We start from the raw sequence: 20334 nt of genomic DNA, 5'->3' as shown, positions 1-20334 counted from the left end.
CGACCGCAGGGCAGGATCATGAGCAAGTCCAACGTGTCTCGCTTCAACTGGCTGATCGCCGCCATCGCGGCAATGGCCGCGCCGGTGACGGGTCTGCAGGCTGCTGACGCCACCTTGGCGCCAGGCCAGGCCTGCCGGGCAGGCACGCTGTACCTGACCTTCGATACAGGCAGCATGAGCCAGGCCCAATTGATTGCCGACACGCTGCGCCGCCACCATATCAAGGCCACGTTTTTCCTGGCCAACGAGCCGACCATCAACAAGGATAGCTCGCTGGAGGCCGGTTGGGCGCCATACTGGAAGGTGCTGGCAGCGGATGGTCATGCATTCGGCACGCATACGTACGATCATGTCTATCTACGCAGCGTGCGCGATGGCAAGGTCACCATGCGCCCGCAGTTCGGTGCCGATGCCGGCAAGGATGTCACCATGGACGCCAACGGTTTTTGCCGCGAGCTGCAACGCAGTGCACAGGCGCTGCGCGGCATGACGGGTGTCGACATGGTGCCGCTGTGGCGCGCGCCGGGCGGCCGCACCGCCCCGCAAACGCTGCAGTGGGCCGAGCAATGCGGGTTCAAGCATGTGGGATGGGCTCCGGCCGGTTTTCTTGGTGACGAATTGTCATCGGAGCGCTATCCGAACCAGGCGCTGCTCTCACGCGCGCTGCGCGACCTGCGCGACGGCGATATCACCATGGCGCACCTTGGCATCTGGTCGCGCAAGGACCCTTGGGCACCCGGCGTGCTGGAGCCGCTGATCACGGGGCTTGAGCACAAGGGCTTCTGTTTCGCCACGCTGCGCGAGCACCCGGCTTATCGGGACTGGATCGCCACTGCCGGACAGGGTGCGCGCAAGGAGGGCAAGCGCTGATGTGGGAAACCCTCAACGGGTGGATTGCCCAGTTCGAAGGCACGCTGTTCCAGGACGTGGTGCTGCCGCTTGTCTACAACCTGGGATTCGGCGGCTATGCCGAAGACGCGTTCACCGGCACCGAATGGCTGCTGGTGGGGCTGGTGCAGATCGCCGTGATGGTGCTGATTCTGGGCCCGCTGGAAAAGCTGCGCCCGGTCGAGCCGGTCACCGACCGGGCCGGCATCCGCACTGACATCCTCTATACGCTGATCCACCGTCTCGGCCTGTTCCGGCTGGCGATGTTCTTCATGCTGGCGCCGCTGACCGATGCGCTGGAAGGGCATCTGCGGCTGGTCGGCTGGCAGCGTGTGAACGTGGAGGACTGGTGGCCCGGCGTGACGTCGATCCCGCTGGTCAGCTTCTTCGTCTACCTGCTGCTGTTCGATTTGCTCGACTACTGGTACCACCGGCTGTCGCACACCTACCGCTGGTGGTGGAGCCTGCACGCGGTGCATCACAGCCAGCGCCAGATGACGCTGTGGAGCGATAACCGCAATCATCTGCTCGACGACATGCTGCGCGACCTCGTGTTCGCCCTGGTTGCCATTGCGGTGGGTGTGGAGCCGTCTCAATACGTGCTTCTCGTAGCGCTGTCGCAACTGCTGCAAAGCCTTCAGCATGCCAACCTGCGCCTGCACTTCGGCGCGTTCGGCGAACGCCTGCTGGTCTCGCCACGCTTTCACCGTACGCACCATGCCGTGGGGATCGGGCATGAGGCGGCCGGCGTGCCGGCGCGTCTCGGCGGCTGCAACTATGGCGTGATCTTCCCGTGGTGGGACATGCTGTTCGGCACCGCTGTCTTCACGCCGGCATACCATCCGACCGGCATCCGCGACCAGATGCCGCCTCCCACGGGCAAGGGCCGCGACTACGGCGCGGGGCTGCTGGCCCAGCAGTGGTACGGCATCAAACGCCTGCTGCGCCTCGGCTGAGCGACACGCCGCGGCACAGGCGGCGTATGCTAGTGTTCCGGTGCGCGTGCATTTTCCGGCGCATTGCACTGTTCCCTTCCGATATCCTGCATGAACGATATTTTTCGCTCGTTTGGCCGCGCGCTTGTGAGCCAGCTGCATCCTCGCATGCTGATGCTGACGATCCTGCCTTTCCTCCTTGCGACGGCGCTGTGGGGCGGCCTGCTCTGGTGGGGCTGGGACCCGATCATGGGCGCCATGCGGTCTTTCCTCGAAACTTCCGTGCTGACCAGCTGGATCTACAGCACGCTGGACTGGTTCGGGCTTCAGTCGATGCGAGCCGTGGTGGCGCCCTTGTTCGTGGTTGCCCTGGCGGTGCCGTTGGTCATTGCGTCGATGCTGCTGTTCATCAGCCTGTTTTCGGTGCCTGCGGTGGTGCGCCATCTCGAGCGTAGCTACCCGGACCTGGACAAGAAGCGCGGCGGCAGCGTCGTGGGCAGCGTGTTCCAGTCGCTCGGCAGCACGGTGGTGTTCCTGGTCCTGGTGGTGGTGACGTTGCCGCTGTGGCTGATGCCGCTGTTCTTTGCACTGATTCCGCCCGTGCTTTGGGGCTGGTTGACCTACCGCGTAATGACCTATGACGCCCTGGCCGATCACGCGTCCGCCGAAGAGCGAAAGACGCTGATGCAGCGCCATCGTGTCCCGCTGCTGACGATGGGCGTGGTGGTCGGGCTGCTCGGCTCAGCCCCGACGCTGCTGTGGGTGTCGTCTGCTGCGGTCATTTTCCTTTTTCCGTTCGTGCTGGCAGGTACGCTGTGGCTCTACGTGCTGATCTTCATTTTCTCGGCGCTGTGGTTCGGCCATTTCTGCCTGCGTGCGCTCGCGCAACTGCGTGCCGAACGGGCCTCGACCGCGCCGCCTTCGGCGCCGGCCGGTGACGTTATTGATCTGGCGCCGTCCGACGTGCGCCGCATTGAACATTCCTGAAGCGGGGGCATCATGGGTTTCGGCCTGATCGTCATTGGCGACGAAATACTTTCCGGGCGGCGGGAGGACAAGCACCTGCGCCGCGCCATCGAGCTGCTTGGCGAGCGCGGCCTAAAACTGGACTGGGCCCAGTATGTCGGCGATGACCGTGAAAGCATCACAGCCACGCTGCGCCGCACACTGGCAGGCCCGGATGTGGTGTTCTGCACGGGTGGTATCGGTGCGACGCCCGACGACCATACGCGCCAGTGCGCGGCCGCAGCGCTCGGCGTGCCGCTGGTGCTGCATCCCGAGGCCCGCGAACAGATCGCACTACGGATTGCCGAAACCGCGCAGGGCGATCCAGTCAAGGGCGACCTCAACCTGCCCGAAAACCAGCATCGCTTCAAGATGGGGGAGTTTCCCGAGGGCGCGCGCATCATCCCGAACAGCTACAACCGCATTCCGGGGTTCTCGGTAGCCGACCACCATTTCATGCCAGGCTTCCCCGTCATGGCATGGCCGATGATGGAATGGGTACTGGACCATGCCTATGCCCACCTGTTTCATCAGGCTGGCCAGCAGGAACGTGCGTTCTACGTGTTCGAGGCGCCGGAATCGACGCTGACGCCGCTGATGGAGCGGGTCGAGGCGGCGTTCCCGGGGATCCGCGTGTTTAGCCTGCCATCAGTGGGCGATGCGCAGCGCGGGGAGATTTTTGCCCGGCGCCATATCGACCTTGGCGTCAAGGGCGCCTCGGAGCAGGTCGCACCGGCGTACGCCATGCTGCTCGAAGGGGTACGCAGCATGGGATTCGAAACGGTGGAGCAGGCCGGCGCGGACGCTGCGCGCTGAGTTGTTCCGAGACAAGAACACAGGGGCCGCGGCCCCTGTTTCATTTTGCGCTTCTACGCTTGCGCGCTTCAGGCGCCGTGCCACGGCAGGCCGCGTACGCACCAGCCCTCAACGGTCTTGCGGTGGTGGTTGTCGTCGCGGTTGCCTTCGAAGCCTTCCAGCACATCCATCGCGTACTGGTAACCGGCTTCGGTCGCAACACGCGCGGCATGCTTGGAGCGCGCGGCGCTGCGGCACAGGAACAGCACCGGCGCGTTGGCCGGCACGCGCGCCTTCAGTTCTTCAACGAAGCGCGCGTTCTGCGCGCCGCCGGGATAGGACATCCACTCCACGTGGGCGAATTGCGCGTCGGGCAGGTCGACGCCGCCGACCCAGTCGAGCTCGGCCTGCGTGCGCACGTCGACCAGCACAGCCGACGGATCGCTCTGCAGCAGCGCGAAGGCTTCCACAGGCGACAGCGCGCCGAAATACGGAAGCTGGTTCTGTTGCTGACGTTGTTGCGCAGTCTTGAGGAGTTCGTCTCGGGTGGTCATCTGGCTGACAAGATTGGTAGTTGGAATGGCGGAGCTGCCAAACCGTTATTCTATAGCGCGCCCCGCCAATGACCATCGATGCAGGCGGGTCGATTCGTCGCTTGCGCAGAGGCAATGAAGCGCAATGGGGCGTTTGCGGTGCGCAATGAACCTGTTTGGTGCATAAGCACTAATAAGGTGCCAAATCTTGATGTGCGCACCGTTATGGTGTTTTATGGGTGGGGTACTTTGCCGGTGTTCTGTTGCGTTTGAATCACGTTGTCATGAGGCGGCTCTGCGCCCGTTGATCGACGTGCCCCCGCAGCGGTGCGCGGGCTTTGGATCCGCACTTTTTTCGGGACGGCGGCAATGCGGCAGGCATTTCCTTGGCATGCTTTCTGCTAACATTCCTCGTCCTTTTCAGGGCAAGGAATCGCGCGGGCACAGCGGCCGTGAGGCTCAGCACTTTGCCGTTGACGCGATGACCGGCCCACGAATGGCTTTCTAGACTTCAGCCGAATTTCAGGAGATTGGCATGGCCCAAAGCGTTGCAGATGTGATGAAGCTTGTGAAGGAAAACGACGTCAAGTTCGTCGATTTCCGTTTCACCGATACCAAAGGCAAGGAGCAACACGTTTCGGTGCCGACCTCGCATTTCGACGACGACAAGTTCGAAAGCGGCCATGCCTTCGACGGTTCGTCCATCGCTGGCTGGAAGGGTATCGAGGCTTCGGACATGCTGCTGATGCCGGATTCGAACACCGCCTTCATCGACCCGTTCTACGAAGAGCCGACGCTGGTGCTGACCTGCGACGTGGTCGAGCCGTCGGATGGCAAGGGCTATGACCGCGACCCGCGTTCGATCGCCAAGCGCGCAGAAGCCTACCTGAAGAGCACCGGCCTGGGCGACACCGCCTTCTTCGGTCCGGAACCCGAATTCTTCATCTTCGACGGCGTGACCTGGAACGTCGACATGCAAGGCTGCTTCGTGAAGGTGCATTCCGAAGAAGCCCCGTGGTCGTCGGGCAAGGAATTCGAACACGGCAACTCGGGCCACCGTCCGGGCAAGAAGGGCGGCTACTTCCCGGTTGCCCCGATCGACACGTTCCAGGACATGCGTTCGGAAATGTGCCTGATCCTCGAATCGCTGGGCATTCCCGTTGAAGTCCACCACCACGAAGTGGCTGGCCAGGGCCAGAACGAAATCGGCACGCGCTTCAGCACGCTGGTGCAACGCGCCGACTGGACCCAGCTGCAGAAGTACGTGATCCAGAACGTCGCCCACACCTACGGCAAGACCGCCACGTTCATGCCGAAGCCCATCGTCGGCGACAACGGCTCGGGCATGCACGTGCACCAGTCCGTGTGGAAGGACGGCCAGAACCTGTTCGCGGGCAACGGCTACGCCGGCCTGTCGGAATTCGCGCTGTACTACATCGGCGGCATCATCAAGCACGCTCGCGCGCTGAACGCCATCACCAACCCGGGTACGAACTCGTACAAGCGTCTGGTGCCGGGCTTCGAAGCGCCGGTGAAGCTGGCCTACTCGGCCCGCAACCGTTCGGCCTCGATCCGTATTCCGTACGTTGCCAACCCGAAGGGCCGCCGTATCGAGACCCGCTTCCCGGATCCGCTGATGAACCCGTACCTGGGCTTCTCGGCACTGCTGATGGCCGGTCTGGATGGCGTGATGAACAAGATCCACCCGGGCGAAGCTGCCGACAAGAACCTGTACGACCTGCCGCCGGAAGAGGATGCAAAGATCCCGACCGTCTGCAACAGCCTCGACCAGTCGCTGGAATACCTCGACAACGACCGTGAGTTCCTGACCCGCGGCGGCGTGTTCTCCAACTCCATGCTTGACGCCTACATCGAGCTGAAGATGGAAGAAGTCACCCGCTTCCGCATGACCACTCACCCGGTCGAATTCGAAATGTATTACTCGCTGTAAGCGAGTTGTTGCCCGGCGATGACGATAGGTTGTGGTCGGGCAACAGTAGCACCATCAAGGGGCGGCTTTGGCTGTCCCTTTTTCTTTTGATGGCTAGAATGGGGCTTTCCGTTCAACCCTATCGCTGATGTTCATGAACGAGTTCGCGCCCCTGGCCCGGCTGGCCAAGCTGCTGCACCATTCCCGTGTCCGACTCCCCATCCTGGTGTCTGCGGCCGTGCTGCTGGCATCTGCGTGGAGCCAGACTGCACAGGCGCAGTCCTCCGACGTCTATGTCTGCGTCGGCCCCAATGGCGTGCCCGAGTATCGCAATGGCAACGCAGGCAAAGGCTGCAAGCGGCTGAACCTGCCCGATGTGGTTTCCGTGCCAGGCGGGCGTACCTCGGCGTCGGCAAAGGCTGCTGCGGCTCCGGCAGCGACAGCGTCCACGGCCGGTTTCCCCCGGGTGGATAGCGCCACGCAGAAGAGCCGTGACAGCGAGCGGCGCACCGTGCTGGAGCAGGAATTGCAGGCCGAGGACGCCAAGCTGGCCACCCTGCGTGCCGAGTACAACAACGGCCAGCCCGAGCGGCAGGGCAACGAACGGAATTATCAAAAGTATCTGGATCGCACGGCAGCCATGCGCGATGACATCGCCCGCAGCGAAGCCAACGCGGCGTCGTTGCGCCGCGAGCTTTCCAACTTGAAGGACTAGTCATATGCGTCGCCTGATTCGCAGCGTGTCGCGCAGGAGCGGTAGCGCCGATGGCGCCGGCGGCGACACTGCCGGCCGGACTCCACCGGCCAATGGTCCGGGCAGCGGTCAGGTGTTGCCACTAGGCGCGGTGGCGCTGCATGCCGGCCTCGATGTCGTCGCTAACCCGGTACTGCTCGTCAGGCAACCGGGTCTGGGCGTGATGTATGCCAATCCGGCGGCGGAATCGACCTTCGCAGTGTCGCGCAAGGCGATGGTGGAGTTGTCGTTGTCGGACCTGTTCGGGCAGTCCGAAGAGCTGCAGGGCATGATCGACACGGTGATCACGCGCCAGTTCGATGTGCGGCGCCAGGACTTGGTGCTGCGCCCACCATTGCAGGAGCCCATTCACGCGCACGTGGTCATCGGCGCGCTGGAGGCCTTCAGCGATACCGTGCTCGTTGAGATCCTGCCCAACGAGCAGAAGGTTCGCAGCGACAGGGAAGAGCGCATTCTCGACCTGACGGCCGCTAACAAGGAATTGATCCGCAATCTCGCCCACGAGATCAAGAATCCGCTCGGCGGTATCCGTGGCGCGGCACAACTGCTCGAGTTCGAGTTGCCCGAACGTGCACTGCGCGAATACACGCAGGTCATCATCAAGGAGTCGGACCGGTTGCAGACGCTGGTGGACCGGCTGCTGGAGCCGCACCGCCATCCGCATATCGTGTCGAGCCTGAATATCCACGAGGTGCTAGAGCGTGTGCGTTCGGTCGTGCTGGCCGAGTTTCCCAACGGGCTGGACATCGAGCGCGATTACGATGCCAGCCTGCCCGAACTGCGCGGCGACATGGAACAGCTGATCCAGGCCGTGCTCAATATCGTCCATAACGCAGCCCAGGCGCTGGCCGAGCGCATTGCGCGCGGCGACGCGCAGATCATCCTGCGCACGCGCGTCGCCCGCCAGGTCACGATTGCGAAGCGATTGTTCAAGCTGGCATTGGACTTGCATGTGATCGACAACGGCCCGGGAATTCCCGATGACATCCGCGAACGCATCTTCTATCCGCTGGTTTCGGGTAGGGACGGCGGCAGCGGACTCGGTCTCACACTCGCTCAAACCTTCGTGCAGCAGCACGAGGGCTTGATCGAATGCGAGAGCAGGCCGGGCTGTACCGACTTCCGCATCCTGCTGCCGCTGCACTAGCTGTCCGCCGGCATCCGCGATCGATCGTTGCACTTGCCGCCAGGCCGGGCATGCGGAAGACCAAATGACACCGAGCAGACAAGCGACGCACATGAAGCCGATCTGGATAGTCGACGACGATCAATCAATCCGCTGGGTACTTGAAAAGGCCCTGGCCCGTGAAAGCCTGCTCTCGCGCAGCTTTACCAATGTCCGCGACGCACTCGCGGCGCTGGAAGACGATGTTCCGCAGGTCCTGATATCGGATATCCGCATGCCCGGCGGCTCGGGCCTGGACCTGCTGCAGGCCATCAAGGCGAAGCACCCGGGCCTGCCGGTCATCATCATGACGGCCTATTCGGACCTGGACAGCGCCGTGGCGGCATTCCAGGGCGGCGCCTTCGAATATCTGGCCAAGCCGTTCGATGTCGACAAGGCCGTCGAACTGATCCGCCGCGCGCTCGAAGAAAGCCTGCGCGAGGAGGAGATGGACGACCGGCTCGTCGATGCGCCGGAAATCCTCGGGCAGGCGCCCGCGATGCAGGACGTGTTCCGCGCGATCGGCCGCCTGTCGCAATCGAATGTGACGGTGATGATTACGGGCGAGTCCGGTACGGGCAAGGAACTCGTCGCGCGAGCCTTGCACAAGCACAGCCCGCGCGCGAATGGCCCGTTCATTGCGCTGAACACGGCCGCCATCCCGAAGGATCTGCTCGAATCCGAACTGTTCGGCCATGAGCGCGGCGCGTTCACGGGCGCGCAAACCATGCGCCGCGGTCGCTTCGAGCAGGCCGAGGGCGGCACGCTGTTCCTCGATGAAATCGGCGATATGCCGTTCGACCTGCAGACCCGGCTGCTGCGTGTGCTGTCCGACGGAAACTTCTACCGTGTGGGCGGGCACAATCCGCTGCGCGCCAATGTTCGCGTGATTGCCGCCACGCACCAGAACCTGGAGTTGCGCGTCAAGGAGGGCCTGTTCCGCGAAGACTTGTTCCACCGCCTGAACGTGATCCGGCTACGCCTGCCGCCGCTGCGCGAACGTCCCGAGGACATCACGCTGCTGGCACGGCATTTCCTGCAGAAGAGCGCGAAGGAACTGGGCGTGGAGCCCAAGCGCATGTCCGACGAGGCGCTGGCGTACGTGAGCACGCTGCCGTTCCCGGGCAACGTGCGCCAGCTAGAGAACCTCTGCAACTGGCTTACCGTGATGGCGCCGGCCCAGACCATCGAGGTCAAGGACTTGCCGCGCGAGATGATCGGCACCGGCAGTGCGGAAAGCGCGCCGGTGCCGCGTGCGGTCGAGGCGCGTTTGCCATCGGCTGATTTCGAGGGCGGCCATGATCTTTCCGATTACGGCGGACTGGCCATGCCAGTCGCCGAGGCGGACACCATGACCGCGGTGAGGCCAGTCACGGCGACCTCGATGCCAGCACCTTCGTCGCTCGCGGCCGGATGGGAAACCCTGCTCGCTGGCGAGGCAAAGGCAATGCTGGAGTCCGGCCAGCCGGAAGTCATGGACGTGCTGACGCGGCGCTTCGAAAAGGCCGTACTGGAGGCGGCGCTCGGTGTGACGCGGGGCCGCCGCGTGGAAGCTGCCACGCGGCTTGGCATCGGACGCAATACAATCACGCGCAAGCTGCAGGAACTGGGCTTCGACTAAGCTACCGATGATGGCTTTCAGCGAAAAGGCCGGGTTCGCCCCGGCCTTTTCTCTTGCTATGCACTATCCGAGCGCGCCGCAAGCAAACGCTCGGCCATCTCGGCGAATCCATCGCCGCCCACGGCCTCGGTCACGTAGGCCGGCGCCACCGGCAATTGCGGCAGGATCTCGCGCACGTTGGCGACGCCGACCGACAAGGGGAAATGCGCGAACATGCTCGCATCGTTGGCCGAGTCGCCGATGAACAGCCATTCGTCGCGCCGGATGTCGAGGTCTTCGCCGAGCAGTTCCGCCGCACACAGCCGGCTCATGCTGAGCTTGTCGTGCTGGCCGAACCAGCCGTTGACGTGGATGGAGCTGACTGTCGCCGTCATGCCTTCGTCTTGCATGAGCCGAACAATATGGGAAACCGCATCGGGCGGCAGCGGCGTGACATCCTCGGCGTGGTCGATGGCCAGGTCGGCTGCGTGCCAGGCCTGGTCAGAGGCGAGCGTGCTGCCGGGGACTTCGCGCACGATGCGCTCGCCCAGTGCACGGATACGGTCGCGATTGCGGGCGCGGGTTGGGGCGTCATCGAGGAAGCGCGTCAGCAATCGGCCATCGCGCAGGTGCGAGTAGAACGCGCCGTTCTCGCCAATGATGGCGTCCACGGGCCATAGCCGCACCAGGATCTCGGCCCAGGCGATGCAGCGGCCAGTGACCGGGATCACATGCAGGCCGGCCTGGTGGAGGTGCTCCAGCGCGAGGGCTGCTCGCGCCGGCAGCCTGCCGCCCGTGGTCAGGGTGCCATCGATGTCGGTCAGGATCCCGCGCACGCGGCGCAGGGCGGGGGCGGCCAGGGTTTGGAGCGGTTGCATGGTGCCGGATTGTACTGCCGCTTGCCCTGCACCATTGCGGGAAGCGGTGGGGTCGGTCGACATTGCACTGCAATAAGTCTCGTACTGGTGATTTTGCTGAATTGCCGCCCGGGGTGCGACAGGCGTAACATGCCGGTGTCATAAAAAGCACATAAATTCGCTTGTTTCCCGATGCAGCGAACAACTTGACCAGGAGAGACCACCCATGTCCTTTTCCCGTAGTGTGCTGAAGATCGCCGTGCTGGCCGCCCTTACCGGGGCGGGCAGCGCCCAGGCAGCGGTCGAGATCCAGTGGTGGCATTCGATGGAAGGCGCCTTGAATGACAAGGTGAATGCCATTGCCAACCAGTTCAATGCCAGCCAGTCCGACTACAAGATCGTGCCCGTCTACAAGGGTCAGTATGACGAGTCGCTGGCGGCGGGTATTGCGGCGTTCCGGTCTGGCAATGCGCCGGCCATTCTGCAGGTATTCGAAGTCGGCACGGCCACCATGATGAATGCCAAGGGCGCCATCAAGCCCGTGGCCACGGTCATGAAGGAGGCGGGCGAAAAGTTTGATCCGAAGGCGTACATTCCGGCGGTGGCGGGCTACTACACGTCGAACAAGGGCGAGATGCTGTCGTTCCCGTTCAACAGTTCGACCACGGTGATGTACTACAACAAGGATGCGTTCAAGAAAGCGGGGCTGGACCCCAACAAGCCGCCTGCAACCTGGCAGGAAGTGGCGACCGACTCAGCCAAGCTGAAGGCGGCCGGCGTTTCGTGCGGCTACACCACTGACTGGCAGTCCTGGGTGCACCTGGAGAGTTTCTCTGCCTGGCACAACGTCCTCTTCGCGACGGAAAACAATGGCTTCGGCGGACCGGGCGCGCGCCTGGTGTTCAACTCGCCGCTGCATGTCAAGCACATCGCCAACCTGCTGGACATGTCGCAGAAGGGCTATTTCGTCTACGGCGGCCGCAAGGATGAGCCGAAGGCCAAGTTCATTGCCGGCCAGTGCGCGATGCTGACGGGCTCGTCGGCAGCGCTTGCCAATATTCGCAAGAACGCCAAGTTCGACTTCACAGTGGCGCCGTTGCCGTACGAGCAGGGCGTGCCGGGTGCCCCGCAGAATACGATCATCGGCGGCGCATCGTTGTGGGTCATGAGTGGCCGCAAGCCGGACGAGTACAAGGGCGTGGCCAAGTTCTTCTCGTATCTGTCGCGCCCCGATGTCCAGGCCGACTGGCACCAGTCGACGGGCTATCTGCCCGTGACGGTGGCCGCCTACGAGCTCACCAAGAAGTCGGGCTACTACGACAAGAACCCGGGCGCGGACGTGGCGGTCAAGCAGATGATCGTCAAGACCACGGATAAGTCGCGGGGCATTCGCCTTGGCAACTTCCCGCAGATCCGCAGTGTGATCGACGAAGAGCTCGAGGCAGTCTGGTCGGGCAAGAAGCAACCCAAGGAGGCGCTCGATGCCGCCGTGGCGCGCGGCAACGAACTGCTGGAGCGGTTCCAGAAGACCGTGCGCGAGTAAGCTTCGCCAGTTCTGTAGCGGGGCCGGGACGGCCGCAAGTGCGGGCGTCCTGCCTCTGCATGGTATTCATGCAAGGCGGCCGCCTGGCCGTCGCGGCGCGGGATGTCTTATGGAAAAACGGGTTGTTTTCCGCTCTTCGTGGCTGCCCTATCTGCTGGTGCTGCCGCAGATGGCGGTCACGCTGATCTTTTTCTTTCTGCCTGCCGGGCAGGCCCTGTATCAATCGGTGCTCCAGCAAGACGCGTTCGGCATCGACCTGCAGTTCGTCGGGCTGGACAATTTCCGGGTGCTGGCGAATGACGGCGAGTACCTGCACTCCTTGCAGGTCACGGCTGTGTTCGCGGTGGGAGTGACGCTGCTGGGCCTTTCCGTGTCATTGCTGCTGGCCTACTTTGCCGACCGCGTGGTGCGTGGCGCGACGGGGTACAAGACACTTCTGATCTGGCCCTATGCCGTGGCGCCGGCGGTGGCCGGCGTGCTGTGGATGTTTCTCTTCAATCCAACGCTGGGCGTCGTGTCCTATGCGTTGCATGCTGCAGGCTTGCACTGGGATTTTCTGCTCAATGCCAACCAGGCGATGTTGCTGGTGGTGATCATCGCCGCGTGGAAGCAGATCAGCTATAACTTCCTGTTCTTCCTTGCCGGGCTGCAGAGCATTCCAAAGTCGCTGATCGAGGCGGCGGCGATCGATGGCGCGGGACCGTGGAAGCGCTTCTGGTCGATCGTGTTTCCGCTGCTATCACCGACCACCTTCTTTCTGATGGTGGTCAATGTGGTGTACGCGTTTTTCGACACCTTTGCGATCATCGACGCGGTGACGCACGGGGGGCCGGTCAACGCGACCAATACGCTGGTGTACAAGGTCTACCACGACGGTTTCCGTGGGCTGGATATCGGCGGCTCGGCGGCGCAGTCAGTGGTGCTGATGGTGATCGTGATCGCGTTGACCGTGGTGCAGTTCAAGTACGTGGAACGCAAGGTGCAATACTAAGAGGCGGGCTGCAAGATGGTAGAACGACGACCTTTGCTCGATGTACTTTCTCATTTGATGCTGCTCCTTGGCGTGGGCATCGTGGCCTTTCCGGTCTATGTGACCTTCGTCGCGTCGACACTAACCGCGGACGAGGTACTACAGGCGCCCATGACGTTGGTGCCAGGCAGCCACTTGCTGGAAAACTACAGGACGGTCCTGGTGGACGGTGTTGGCAATGCCGCGTCGCCCGTTTCCACGATGATGATGAACAGCCTGATCATGGCGCTCGGGATTGCGCTGGGCAAGATCGCGATCTCCATCATCTCGGCCTTCGCGATCGTCTATTTCCGCTTCCCGCTGCGCAAGACCTTCTTCTGGCTGATCTTCATCACGCTGATGCTGCCGGTGGAAGTCCGCATTCTGCCAACCTACAAGGTCGTGTCCGACCTCGGCATGCTCGACAGCTATTTTGGCCTGACGATTCCGATCATCGCCTCGGCCACGGCCACGTTCCTGTTCCGGCAGTTCTTCCTGACGATTCCCGACGAGCTTGCCGAAGCGGCGCGCATCGATGGCGCAGGGCCGCTGCGCTTCTTCTGGGACGTGGTGCTGCCACTGTCGCGCACGAGCATCGCGGCCCTGTTCGTGATCCAGTTCATCTACGGCTGGAACCAGTACCTGTGGCCGCTGCTGATCACCACGCAGAAGTCGATGACGCCGATCGTGGTCGGTGTGACGCAGATGATTTCGCGCTCGGGCGATGCGGCAACGGACTGGAACCTCGTAATGGCCACCGTGATGCTGGCCATGATTCCGCCAGCTGTCGTCGTGGTGCTGATGCAGAAGTGGTTCGTCAAGGGACTGGTCGAAACCGAGAAGTGAGCGCGCGATCCGGAGACTGGATTCACGCAGGCTGTTCAGGAACACACAATGGCAAAACTGTCGCTTCGCAATGTTCAGAAGACCTATGCCGGCAACGTCAAAGTCGTGCACGGTATCGACATGGAGATCGCTGACGGCGAGTTCATCGTCATCGTCGGCCCATCGGGCTGCGGCAAATCCACGCTGCTGCGCATGGTGGCGGGGCTGGAGACCATCACCGGCGGGGATATTCATATCGGCGATCGGGTCGTCAACAATCTGGAGCCGGCCGAGCGCGACATCGCCATGGTGTTCCAGAACTACGCGCTGTACCCGCATATGAGCGTGTACGACAACATGGCGTACGGGCTCAAGATACGCGGCATGGCCAAGGCCGAGATCGAGCAGCGCGTCAAACATGCGGCCGGCATTCTCGAACTTGCGCCGCTGCTGGACCGCAAGCCCCGGCAGCTTTCCGGCGGCCAGCGCCAGCGCGTGGCGATGGGGCGTGCCATCGTGCGCGAGCCGTCGGTGTTCTTGTTTGACGAGCCATTGTCGAACCTCGATGCCAAGCTGCGGGTGCAGATGCGCCTGGAGCTCAAGGAGCTGCATCGACGACTTGGTACAACGAGCCTTTACGTGACGCATGACCAGGTCGAGGCCATGACGCTGGCTGACCGCATGATGGTGCTCAACGGCGGGCGTGTCGAACAGATCGGTACGCCGCTGGAGGTCTATACGCGCCCGGCCAGTACTTTCGTGGCCGGCTTTATCGGTTCGCCGCCGATGAATCTGGTCCCGGTCGCGCGCAACGGCGGCATGGCGGGAGCGGGCGGCGTGGCGCAGATGCGCGTGTTAGGGAAGGAGGGGGGCGCCAGCGACGCGACGCTTGGACACCTGCCGATGGGTTTGCATCTGCCGGCCGAAGCGCTGCTCGGGCTGCGGCCGGAGCATATCGAGCCGTGTGCTGCGCATGATGCGATTGCCGAAGTCGACGTGCGCGTGGTCGAAGCACTGGGTGCGGATTCCTTTGCCTATGGATCACTGGGTGGCCAGCCCATCGTCGTGCGGCTCGACAGCCATGCCCGGGTGCGCGCCGGCGACAAGCTGCCGGTGACATCGTCGCCGGATCATCTTCACTTCTTCGACGCCCAATCGGGCAAGCGCATCGAGGCCTGAGCATGGATGCACCGCAATTCGCGCCCGTCACGGCGGCCAACTGGCCATACCCTCGCCACATCGCGCACCGCGGCGCCGGCAAGCTGGCGCCCGAGAACACGCTGACTGCCGTCCGCCTCGGTGCGTCGTTTGGCTACCGGATGTTCGAGTTCGATGTGAAGCTGAGCGCGGACGGCAAGGCGGTGCTGATGCACGATGCCATGCTGGATCGGACTACCAGCGGTACCGGCCGCGTCGATGCACTAACGTTCGGCGAGTTGGCTCAGCTCGATGCCGGAGCCTGGCACAGCCCCGGATACGCCGGCGAGCCGGTGCCGACCCTGGCCGCCATCGCGCGTTATACGCGAGCCAACGGGCTTCTCTGCAATATCGAGATCAAGCCTGTCCCCGGGCGGGAAACGGAAACCGGCGCTGCAGTCGCGCTGGACGCCCGGTCCATGTGGCGCGGAGCCGACGTGCCGCCCCTGCTGTCGTCGTTTTCGGAAGAGGCGCTCGCCGCGGCGCGGCTGGCCGTGCCGGAGCTTCCGCGCGCCTTGCTGGTCGATGTGCTGCCGCCGGACTGGCTCGCCCGCGCGCAGGCGCTCGGTTGCGTCGCGCTGGATGCGAACCACAAGGGGCTCGATGCTCAGGTCATTGCCGCCGCGCACTCCGCGGGACTGAAGGTGCTCAGCTATACCGTGAACGATCCCGGGCGCGCTGCCGAACTGATCGGCTGGGGGCTCGACGGACTGATTACGGACGCTGTCGACGCCATTTCCCCGGCCGACTAATTGTTGCGGATCTGTTGTTTGAGACGCGAATTAATGCGGCGTGTAATACCACATCGCGAAAAGTCCACATAGCGCATAAGCAAACGTGCTATTCTTACCGCCGTGAAGACTTAGGTCCTTCCCCGCACAACTTGCCCTTTCGGGCCTTGTGGCGGCACTTATACTCCGGCGCCCTAGTGGTGCCGTTTGTCCAAGGGCCGTTCGTTGGGCTCCCAAGAGTTGTTTGCGATCCGCTAACCGGTCAAGCCGTGTCGCGGAAGGTTGAATAACCCGCTGAACTCCGGCATACCCGGAGAAAAGTGAGCGTCCCATGATGCAGCAGTATCAGAGCAATTCGTATCTCTTCGGCGGCAACGCCCCGTACGTTGAAGAGCTGTACGAAGCCTATCTCCAGAACCCCACTTCGGTTCCCGACAACTGGCGCGCGTATTTCGACGCGATGCAGAACGTCCCGGCCGTCGATGGTTCCAATTCGCGTGACGTTCCGCACGCTCCCATCGTTGCCTCGTTCGCCGAGCGCGCCAAAGCAGGCCCCATCAAGACCATCGTTGCCTCGGCCGATTCCGACATGGGTCGCAAGCGTGTCGCTGCCACCCAGCTGATCGCCGCCTACCGCAACATTGGGTCGCACTGGGCCGACCTGGACCCGCTCAAGCGCCAGGAGCGTCCGCCCCTTCCGGATCTGGACCCGGCTTTCTACGGCTTCTCCGAAGCTGATCTCGACATCGTCTTCAATGCCAGCAATACCTACTTTGGCAAGGAGTCGATGAGCCTGCGCGAGTTGCTGAACAACCTGCGCGAAACCTACTGCGGCACCATCGGCGCCGAATTCATGTATGTGAGCGACCAGGCGCAGAAGCGCTGGTGGCAGGAGCGCCTGGAATCCACGCGTTCCAAGCCGGTGTTCACGCTGGAAAAGAAGAAGCACATCCTGGACCGCCTGACCGCGGCCGAAGGCCTGGAGCGCTTCCTCCACACCAAGTACGTCGGCCAGAAGCGCTTCTCGCTCGAAGGTGGCGAGAGCTTCATCGCGGCCATGGACGAGCTGATCCAGGAAGCGGGCAGCAAGGGCGTGCAGGAAATCGTGATCGGCATGGCCCACCGCGGCCGCCTGAACGTGCTGGTCAATACGCTGGGCAAGATGCCGGCTGATCTGTTCGCCGAATTCGAAGGCAAGCACGTCGACGACCTGCCGGCCGGTGACGTCAAGTACCACAAGGGTTTCTCGAGCGATGTCTCGACGCAAGGCGGCCCGGTTCACCTGTCGCTCGCGTTCAACCCGTCGCACCTGGAAATCGTCAACCCGGTGGTCGAGGGCTCGTCCAAGGCGCGCCAGGAGCGCCGCGGCGACGCCGGCCACAAGGAAGTGCTGCCGGTGCAAGTGCACGGCGACGCGGCCTTTGCCGGCCAGGGCGTGGTGATGGAGACGCTGAATCTCGCGCAGACCCGCGGCTACGGCACGGGCGGCTCGATGCACATCGTCATCAACAACCAGATCGGTTTCACGACTTCGGACCCGCGCGACGCCCGTTCGACGCTGTACTGCACGGACGTGGTCAAGATGATCGAGGCGCCGGTGCTGCACGTGAACGGCGACGATCCTGAAGCCGTGGTGTACGCCATGCAGCTCGCCGTTGATTTCCGCATGGAATTCAACAAGGACGTCGTGGTCGACATCATCTGCTTCCGCAAGCTGGGCCACAACGAGCAGGACACTCCGGCTGTCACGCAGCCGCTGATGTACAAGAAGATCAGCCAGCATCCGGGCACGCGCAAGCTGTACGCCGACAAGCTGGTCGCGCAGAACCTGGTTCCGGCCGACTTCGGTGACCAGAAGGTCAAGGAATACCGCGCCGCGATGGACGCCGGCAAGCATACCTCCGACCCCGTCCTGTCGAACTTCAAGAACAAGTTCGCCGTGGACTGGATGCCGTTCCTGAACCGCAAGTGGACCGATGCTGCCGACACTGCCGTGCCGGTGACCGAGCTGAAACGCCTGGCCGAGCGCATCACCACCACGCCTGAGACGCTGAAGCTGCACCCGCTGGTGGAGAAGGTCGTCAAGGACCGCGCCAACATGGGTCGCGGCGATCAGCCGCTGGACTGGGGCATGGGTGAACACCTGGCCTTCGCCTCGCTGGTGGCATCGGGCTATCCCGTGCGTATCACCGGCCAGGACGCCGGCCGCGGCACCTTCACGCACCGCCACGCCGTGCTGCACGACCAGGCCCGTGAGCGCTGGGATGCCGGCTCGTATGTGCCGCTGCAGAACGTGTCGGAAAACCAGGCACCGTTCACCGTGATTGATTCGGTGCTGTCGGAAGAAGCTGTGCTCGGCTTCGAATACGGCTACTCGGCTGCCGAACCGAACGCGATGGTGATCTGGGAAGCCCAGTTCGGTGACTTCGTCAACGGCGCGCAGGTCGTGATCGACCAGTTCATCTCGTCGGGTGAAGTGAAGTGGGGCCGTGCCTCTGGCCTGACGCTGATGCTGCCGCACGGCTACGAAGGCCAGGGTCCGGAACACAGCTCGGCACGTATCGAGCGCTTCCTGCAACTCTGCGCGGACCACAACATGCAGGTCTGCCAGCCGACCACGCCGGCCCAGATCTTTCACCTGCTGCGTCGCCAGATGATCCGTCTGTTCCGCAAGCCGCTGGTGATCATGACGCCGAAGTCGCTGCTGCGTAACAAGGACGCCGTCTCGCCGCTGTCCGACCTGGCCAAGGGTCACTTCGAAACGGTCATCCCCGACCACGAGGAACTGAACGCCAGCAAGGTCAAGCGCGTGATCATGTGCTCGGGCAAGGTCTACTACGACCTGGTCAACACGCGCAAGGAACGCGAGGCGAACGACACCGCGATCATCCGCGTGGAACAGCTGTATCCGTTCCCGCACAAGGCGCTGGCCACGGAGCTCAAGAAGTACCCGAACGCCAACGAAATCCTGTGGTGCCAGGACGAGCCCCAGAACCAGGGTGCCTGGTTCTTCGTGCAGCACTACATCATGGAAAACATGACGGAAGGCCAGAAGCTCGGTTATGCCGGTCGTCCCGCCTCCGCTTCGCCGGCAGTGGGCTACTACGCAAAGCACAACGAGCAACAGAAGGCGCTGCTGGACGCGGCGTTCTCGAAGCTCAAGGGCTTTGTCCTGACCAAGTAAATGTGGCAGCACGGCGGCGCTCGCAGGTGACCGCCGTGTTCTTTCCTGCCTGAAGAACAAAACGCATACACGAGGAATTCACAACCATGGCTATTGTTGACGTCAAGGTTCCGCAACTGTCCGAATCGGTCGCCGAAGCGACCATGCTGAACTGGAAGAAGAAGCCTGGCGAAGCCGTCGCCCAGGACGAGATCCTGATCGAGATCGAGACCGACAAGGTCGTGCTGGAAGTGCCGGCACCGTCGGCCGGCGTGCTGTCGCAGATCATCAAGAACGACGGCGACACCGTCGTGGCCGATGAACTGATCGCCAAGATCGACACCGAAGCCACCGCTGGCGCTGCGGCTCCCGCCGCCGCCGCACCGGCTCCGGCCGCTGCCGCACCGGCTCCGGCCGCTGCCGCACCGGCTGCTGCCGCCGCTGCTGCGCCGGCCGCCGCTGGCGCAGTCGCCATGCCGTCGGCTGCCAAGCTGATGGCCGAAGCCGGCCTGTCGGCTGGCCAGGTCGCCGGCACCGGCAAGGATGGCCGCATCACCAAGGGCGACGTGCTGGGCGCTTCGGCTGCTCCGGCACCCGCACCGGCCGCCAAGGCGGCGCCGGCACCCGCCGCCGCTAAGCCGGCCCTGCCGCAAGTTGCTGCCAATGTGGACTTCGCCGCGCTGGGCGACCGTCCGGAAGAGCGCGTGCCGATGAGCCGCCTGCGCGCCCGTATCGCCGAGCGCCTGGTGCAGTCGCAATCGACCAACGCCATCCTCACCACCTTCAATGAAGTGAACATGAAGCCGGTGATGGATCTGCGCAACAAGTACAAGGACCGCTTCGAGAAGGAACACGGCGTGAAGCTCGGCTTCATGTCGTTCTTCGTGAAGGCCGCTGTCCACGCGCTGAAGAAGTACCCGGTCATCAACGCGTCGGTCGACGGCAACGACATCGTTTACCACGGTTACTTCGACATCGGTATCGCTGTCGGCTCGCCGCGTGGCCTGGTGGTGCCGATTCTGCGCAACGCCGACCAGATGAGCCTGGCCGACATCGAGAAGAAGATCGCCGAGTTCGGCGCCAAGGCCCGCGACGGCAAGCTGTCGCTGGAAGAACTGACCGGCGGTACGTTCTCAATCTCGAACGGCGGCACGTTCGGTTCGATGCTGTCGACTCCGATCATCAACCCGCCGCAATCGGCCATCCTGGGCGTGCACGCGACCAAGGATCGCGCCGTGGTGGAAGACGGCCAGATCGTGATCCGTCCGATGAACTACCTGGCCATGTCGTATGACCACCGCATCATCGATGGCCGCGAAGCCGTGCTGGGCCTGGTGGCGATGAAGGAAGCGCTGGAAGATCCGGCCCGCCTGCTGCTGGACCTGTAAGAACCGGTTTCCCCGC

At 63.3% G+C, this 20334-nt stretch carries 17 protein-coding genes; 15 read left to right on the top strand and 2 right to left on the bottom strand.

Going from position 1 to position 20334, the window contains the following annotated elements:
- Nucleotides 1-18 precede the first annotated feature (18 nt).
- From ACIGJG_RS10645 to ACIGJG_RS10630, 4 genes are all read left to right on the top strand, one after another.
- Nucleotides 19-870 (top strand): polysaccharide deacetylase family protein, encoded by an 852-nt coding sequence (locus tag ACIGJG_RS10645; protein WP_140950587.1) that lies wholly within the window; start codon nucleotides 19-21, stop codon nucleotides 868-870.
- A complete protein-coding gene (locus ACIGJG_RS10640; protein WP_220630885.1) occupies nucleotides 870-1844 on the top strand; it encodes a sterol desaturase family protein in 975 nt (324 codons plus the stop codon). The genes ACIGJG_RS10645 and ACIGJG_RS10640 overlap by 1 nt, the downstream gene beginning before the upstream one ends.
- Nucleotides 1845-1934: 90 nt before the next feature.
- The gene (locus ACIGJG_RS10635; protein WP_011298223.1) at nucleotides 1935-2810 is read left to right on the top strand and encodes an EI24 domain-containing protein; all 876 of its coding nucleotides are present in this window, start codon (nucleotides 1935-1937) and stop codon (nucleotides 2808-2810) included.
- A 12-nt stretch (nucleotides 2811-2822) separates the two neighbouring features.
- Nucleotides 2823-3644, top strand: coding sequence for a competence/damage-inducible protein A (locus ACIGJG_RS10630; protein WP_011298222.1), 822 nt, complete (start codon nucleotides 2823-2825; stop codon nucleotides 3642-3644).
- Nucleotides 3645-3712: 68 nt separating this feature from the next.
- On the opposite strand, the gene ACIGJG_RS10625 is transcribed toward ACIGJG_RS10630, so the two are convergent.
- Nucleotides 3713-4177, bottom strand: coding sequence for a rhodanese-like domain-containing protein (locus ACIGJG_RS10625; RefSeq protein ID WP_011298221.1), 465 nt, complete (start codon nucleotides 4175-4177; stop codon nucleotides 3713-3715).
- Nucleotides 4178-4691: 514 nt separating this feature from the next.
- Here ACIGJG_RS10625 and ACIGJG_RS10620 point away from each other — a divergent pair.
- The 4 genes from ACIGJG_RS10620 (at nucleotide 4692) to ntrC (ending at nucleotide 9626) form a co-directional block, all read left to right on the top strand.
- Nucleotides 4692-6107: a 3-hydroxylaminophenol mutase gene (locus ACIGJG_RS10620; protein WP_011298219.1), complete on the top strand. Its 1416-nt coding sequence runs from the start codon at nucleotides 4692-4694 to the stop codon at nucleotides 6105-6107.
- 127 nt (nucleotides 6108-6234) lie between these two features.
- Nucleotides 6235-6801: a hypothetical protein gene (locus tag ACIGJG_RS10615; protein WP_011298218.1), complete on the top strand. Its 567-nt coding sequence runs from the start codon at nucleotides 6235-6237 to the stop codon at nucleotides 6799-6801.
- A 4-nt stretch (nucleotides 6802-6805) separates the two neighbouring features.
- Nucleotides 6806-7987 carry a nitrogen regulation protein NR(II) gene (gene glnL, locus ACIGJG_RS10610; RefSeq protein ID WP_011298217.1) on the top strand — a complete coding sequence of 394 codons (1182 nt, stop codon included), beginning with the start codon at nucleotides 6806-6808 and terminating at the stop codon, nucleotides 7985-7987.
- Nucleotides 7988-8078: 91 nt separating this feature from the next.
- Nucleotides 8079-9626: a nitrogen regulation protein NR(I) gene (ntrC, locus tag ACIGJG_RS10605; RefSeq protein ID WP_041679642.1), complete on the top strand. Its 1548-nt coding sequence runs from the start codon at nucleotides 8079-8081 to the stop codon at nucleotides 9624-9626.
- 56 nt (nucleotides 9627-9682) lie between these two features.
- Here the strand turns inward: ntrC and ACIGJG_RS10600 are convergent, their stop codons facing one another.
- Nucleotides 9683-10483, bottom strand: coding sequence for an HAD-IIB family hydrolase (locus ACIGJG_RS10600; protein ID WP_041679984.1), 801 nt, complete (start codon nucleotides 10481-10483; stop codon nucleotides 9683-9685).
- A gap of 205 nt (nucleotides 10484-10688) precedes the next feature.
- On the opposite strand from ACIGJG_RS10600, the gene ugpB reads away from it, so the two are divergent.
- The 7 genes from ugpB (at nucleotide 10689) to odhB (ending at nucleotide 20318) form a co-directional block, all read left to right on the top strand.
- Entirely contained in the window at nucleotides 10689-12005 is a 1317-nt protein-coding gene (gene ugpB, locus ACIGJG_RS10595; protein ID WP_140950585.1) for a sn-glycerol-3-phosphate ABC transporter substrate-binding protein UgpB, read from the top strand.
- 109 nt (nucleotides 12006-12114) lie between these two features.
- On the top strand, nucleotides 12115-12996 hold the full coding sequence (gene ugpA, locus ACIGJG_RS10590; RefSeq protein ID WP_011298213.1) for a sn-glycerol-3-phosphate ABC transporter permease UgpA: 882 nt from the start codon (nucleotides 12115-12117) through the stop codon (nucleotides 12994-12996).
- 15 nt (nucleotides 12997-13011) lie between these two features.
- Nucleotides 13012-13860, top strand: coding sequence for a sn-glycerol-3-phosphate ABC transporter permease UgpE (gene ugpE / locus ACIGJG_RS10585; protein ID WP_011298212.1), 849 nt, complete (start codon nucleotides 13012-13014; stop codon nucleotides 13858-13860).
- Between the two features lie 48 nt (nucleotides 13861-13908).
- On the top strand, nucleotides 13909-15018 hold the full coding sequence (locus ACIGJG_RS10580) for a sn-glycerol-3-phosphate import ATP-binding protein UgpC (RefSeq protein WP_011298211.1): 1110 nt from the start codon (nucleotides 13909-13911) through the stop codon (nucleotides 15016-15018).
- Nucleotides 15019-15020: 2 nt separating this feature from the next.
- Nucleotides 15021-15788 carry a glycerophosphodiester phosphodiesterase gene (ugpQ, locus tag ACIGJG_RS10575; protein WP_011298210.1) on the top strand — a complete coding sequence of 256 codons (768 nt, stop codon included), beginning with the start codon at nucleotides 15021-15023 and terminating at the stop codon, nucleotides 15786-15788.
- 310 nt (nucleotides 15789-16098) lie between these two features.
- Nucleotides 16099-18951 (top strand): 2-oxoglutarate dehydrogenase E1 component, encoded by a 2853-nt coding sequence (locus ACIGJG_RS10570; protein WP_011298209.1) that lies wholly within the window; start codon nucleotides 16099-16101, stop codon nucleotides 18949-18951.
- 86 nt (nucleotides 18952-19037) lie between these two features.
- A complete protein-coding gene (odhB, locus tag ACIGJG_RS10565) occupies nucleotides 19038-20318 on the top strand; it encodes a 2-oxoglutarate dehydrogenase complex dihydrolipoyllysine-residue succinyltransferase (RefSeq protein ID WP_483672309.1) in 1281 nt (426 codons plus the stop codon).
- Nucleotides 20319-20334: the final 16 nt, after the last annotated feature.

The organism is Cupriavidus sp. C1SS-2L, from assembly GCF_057073735.1.
Note: the sequence above shows the minus strand (reverse complement) of the source record. Positions and strands in the feature narration are given on the sequence as shown.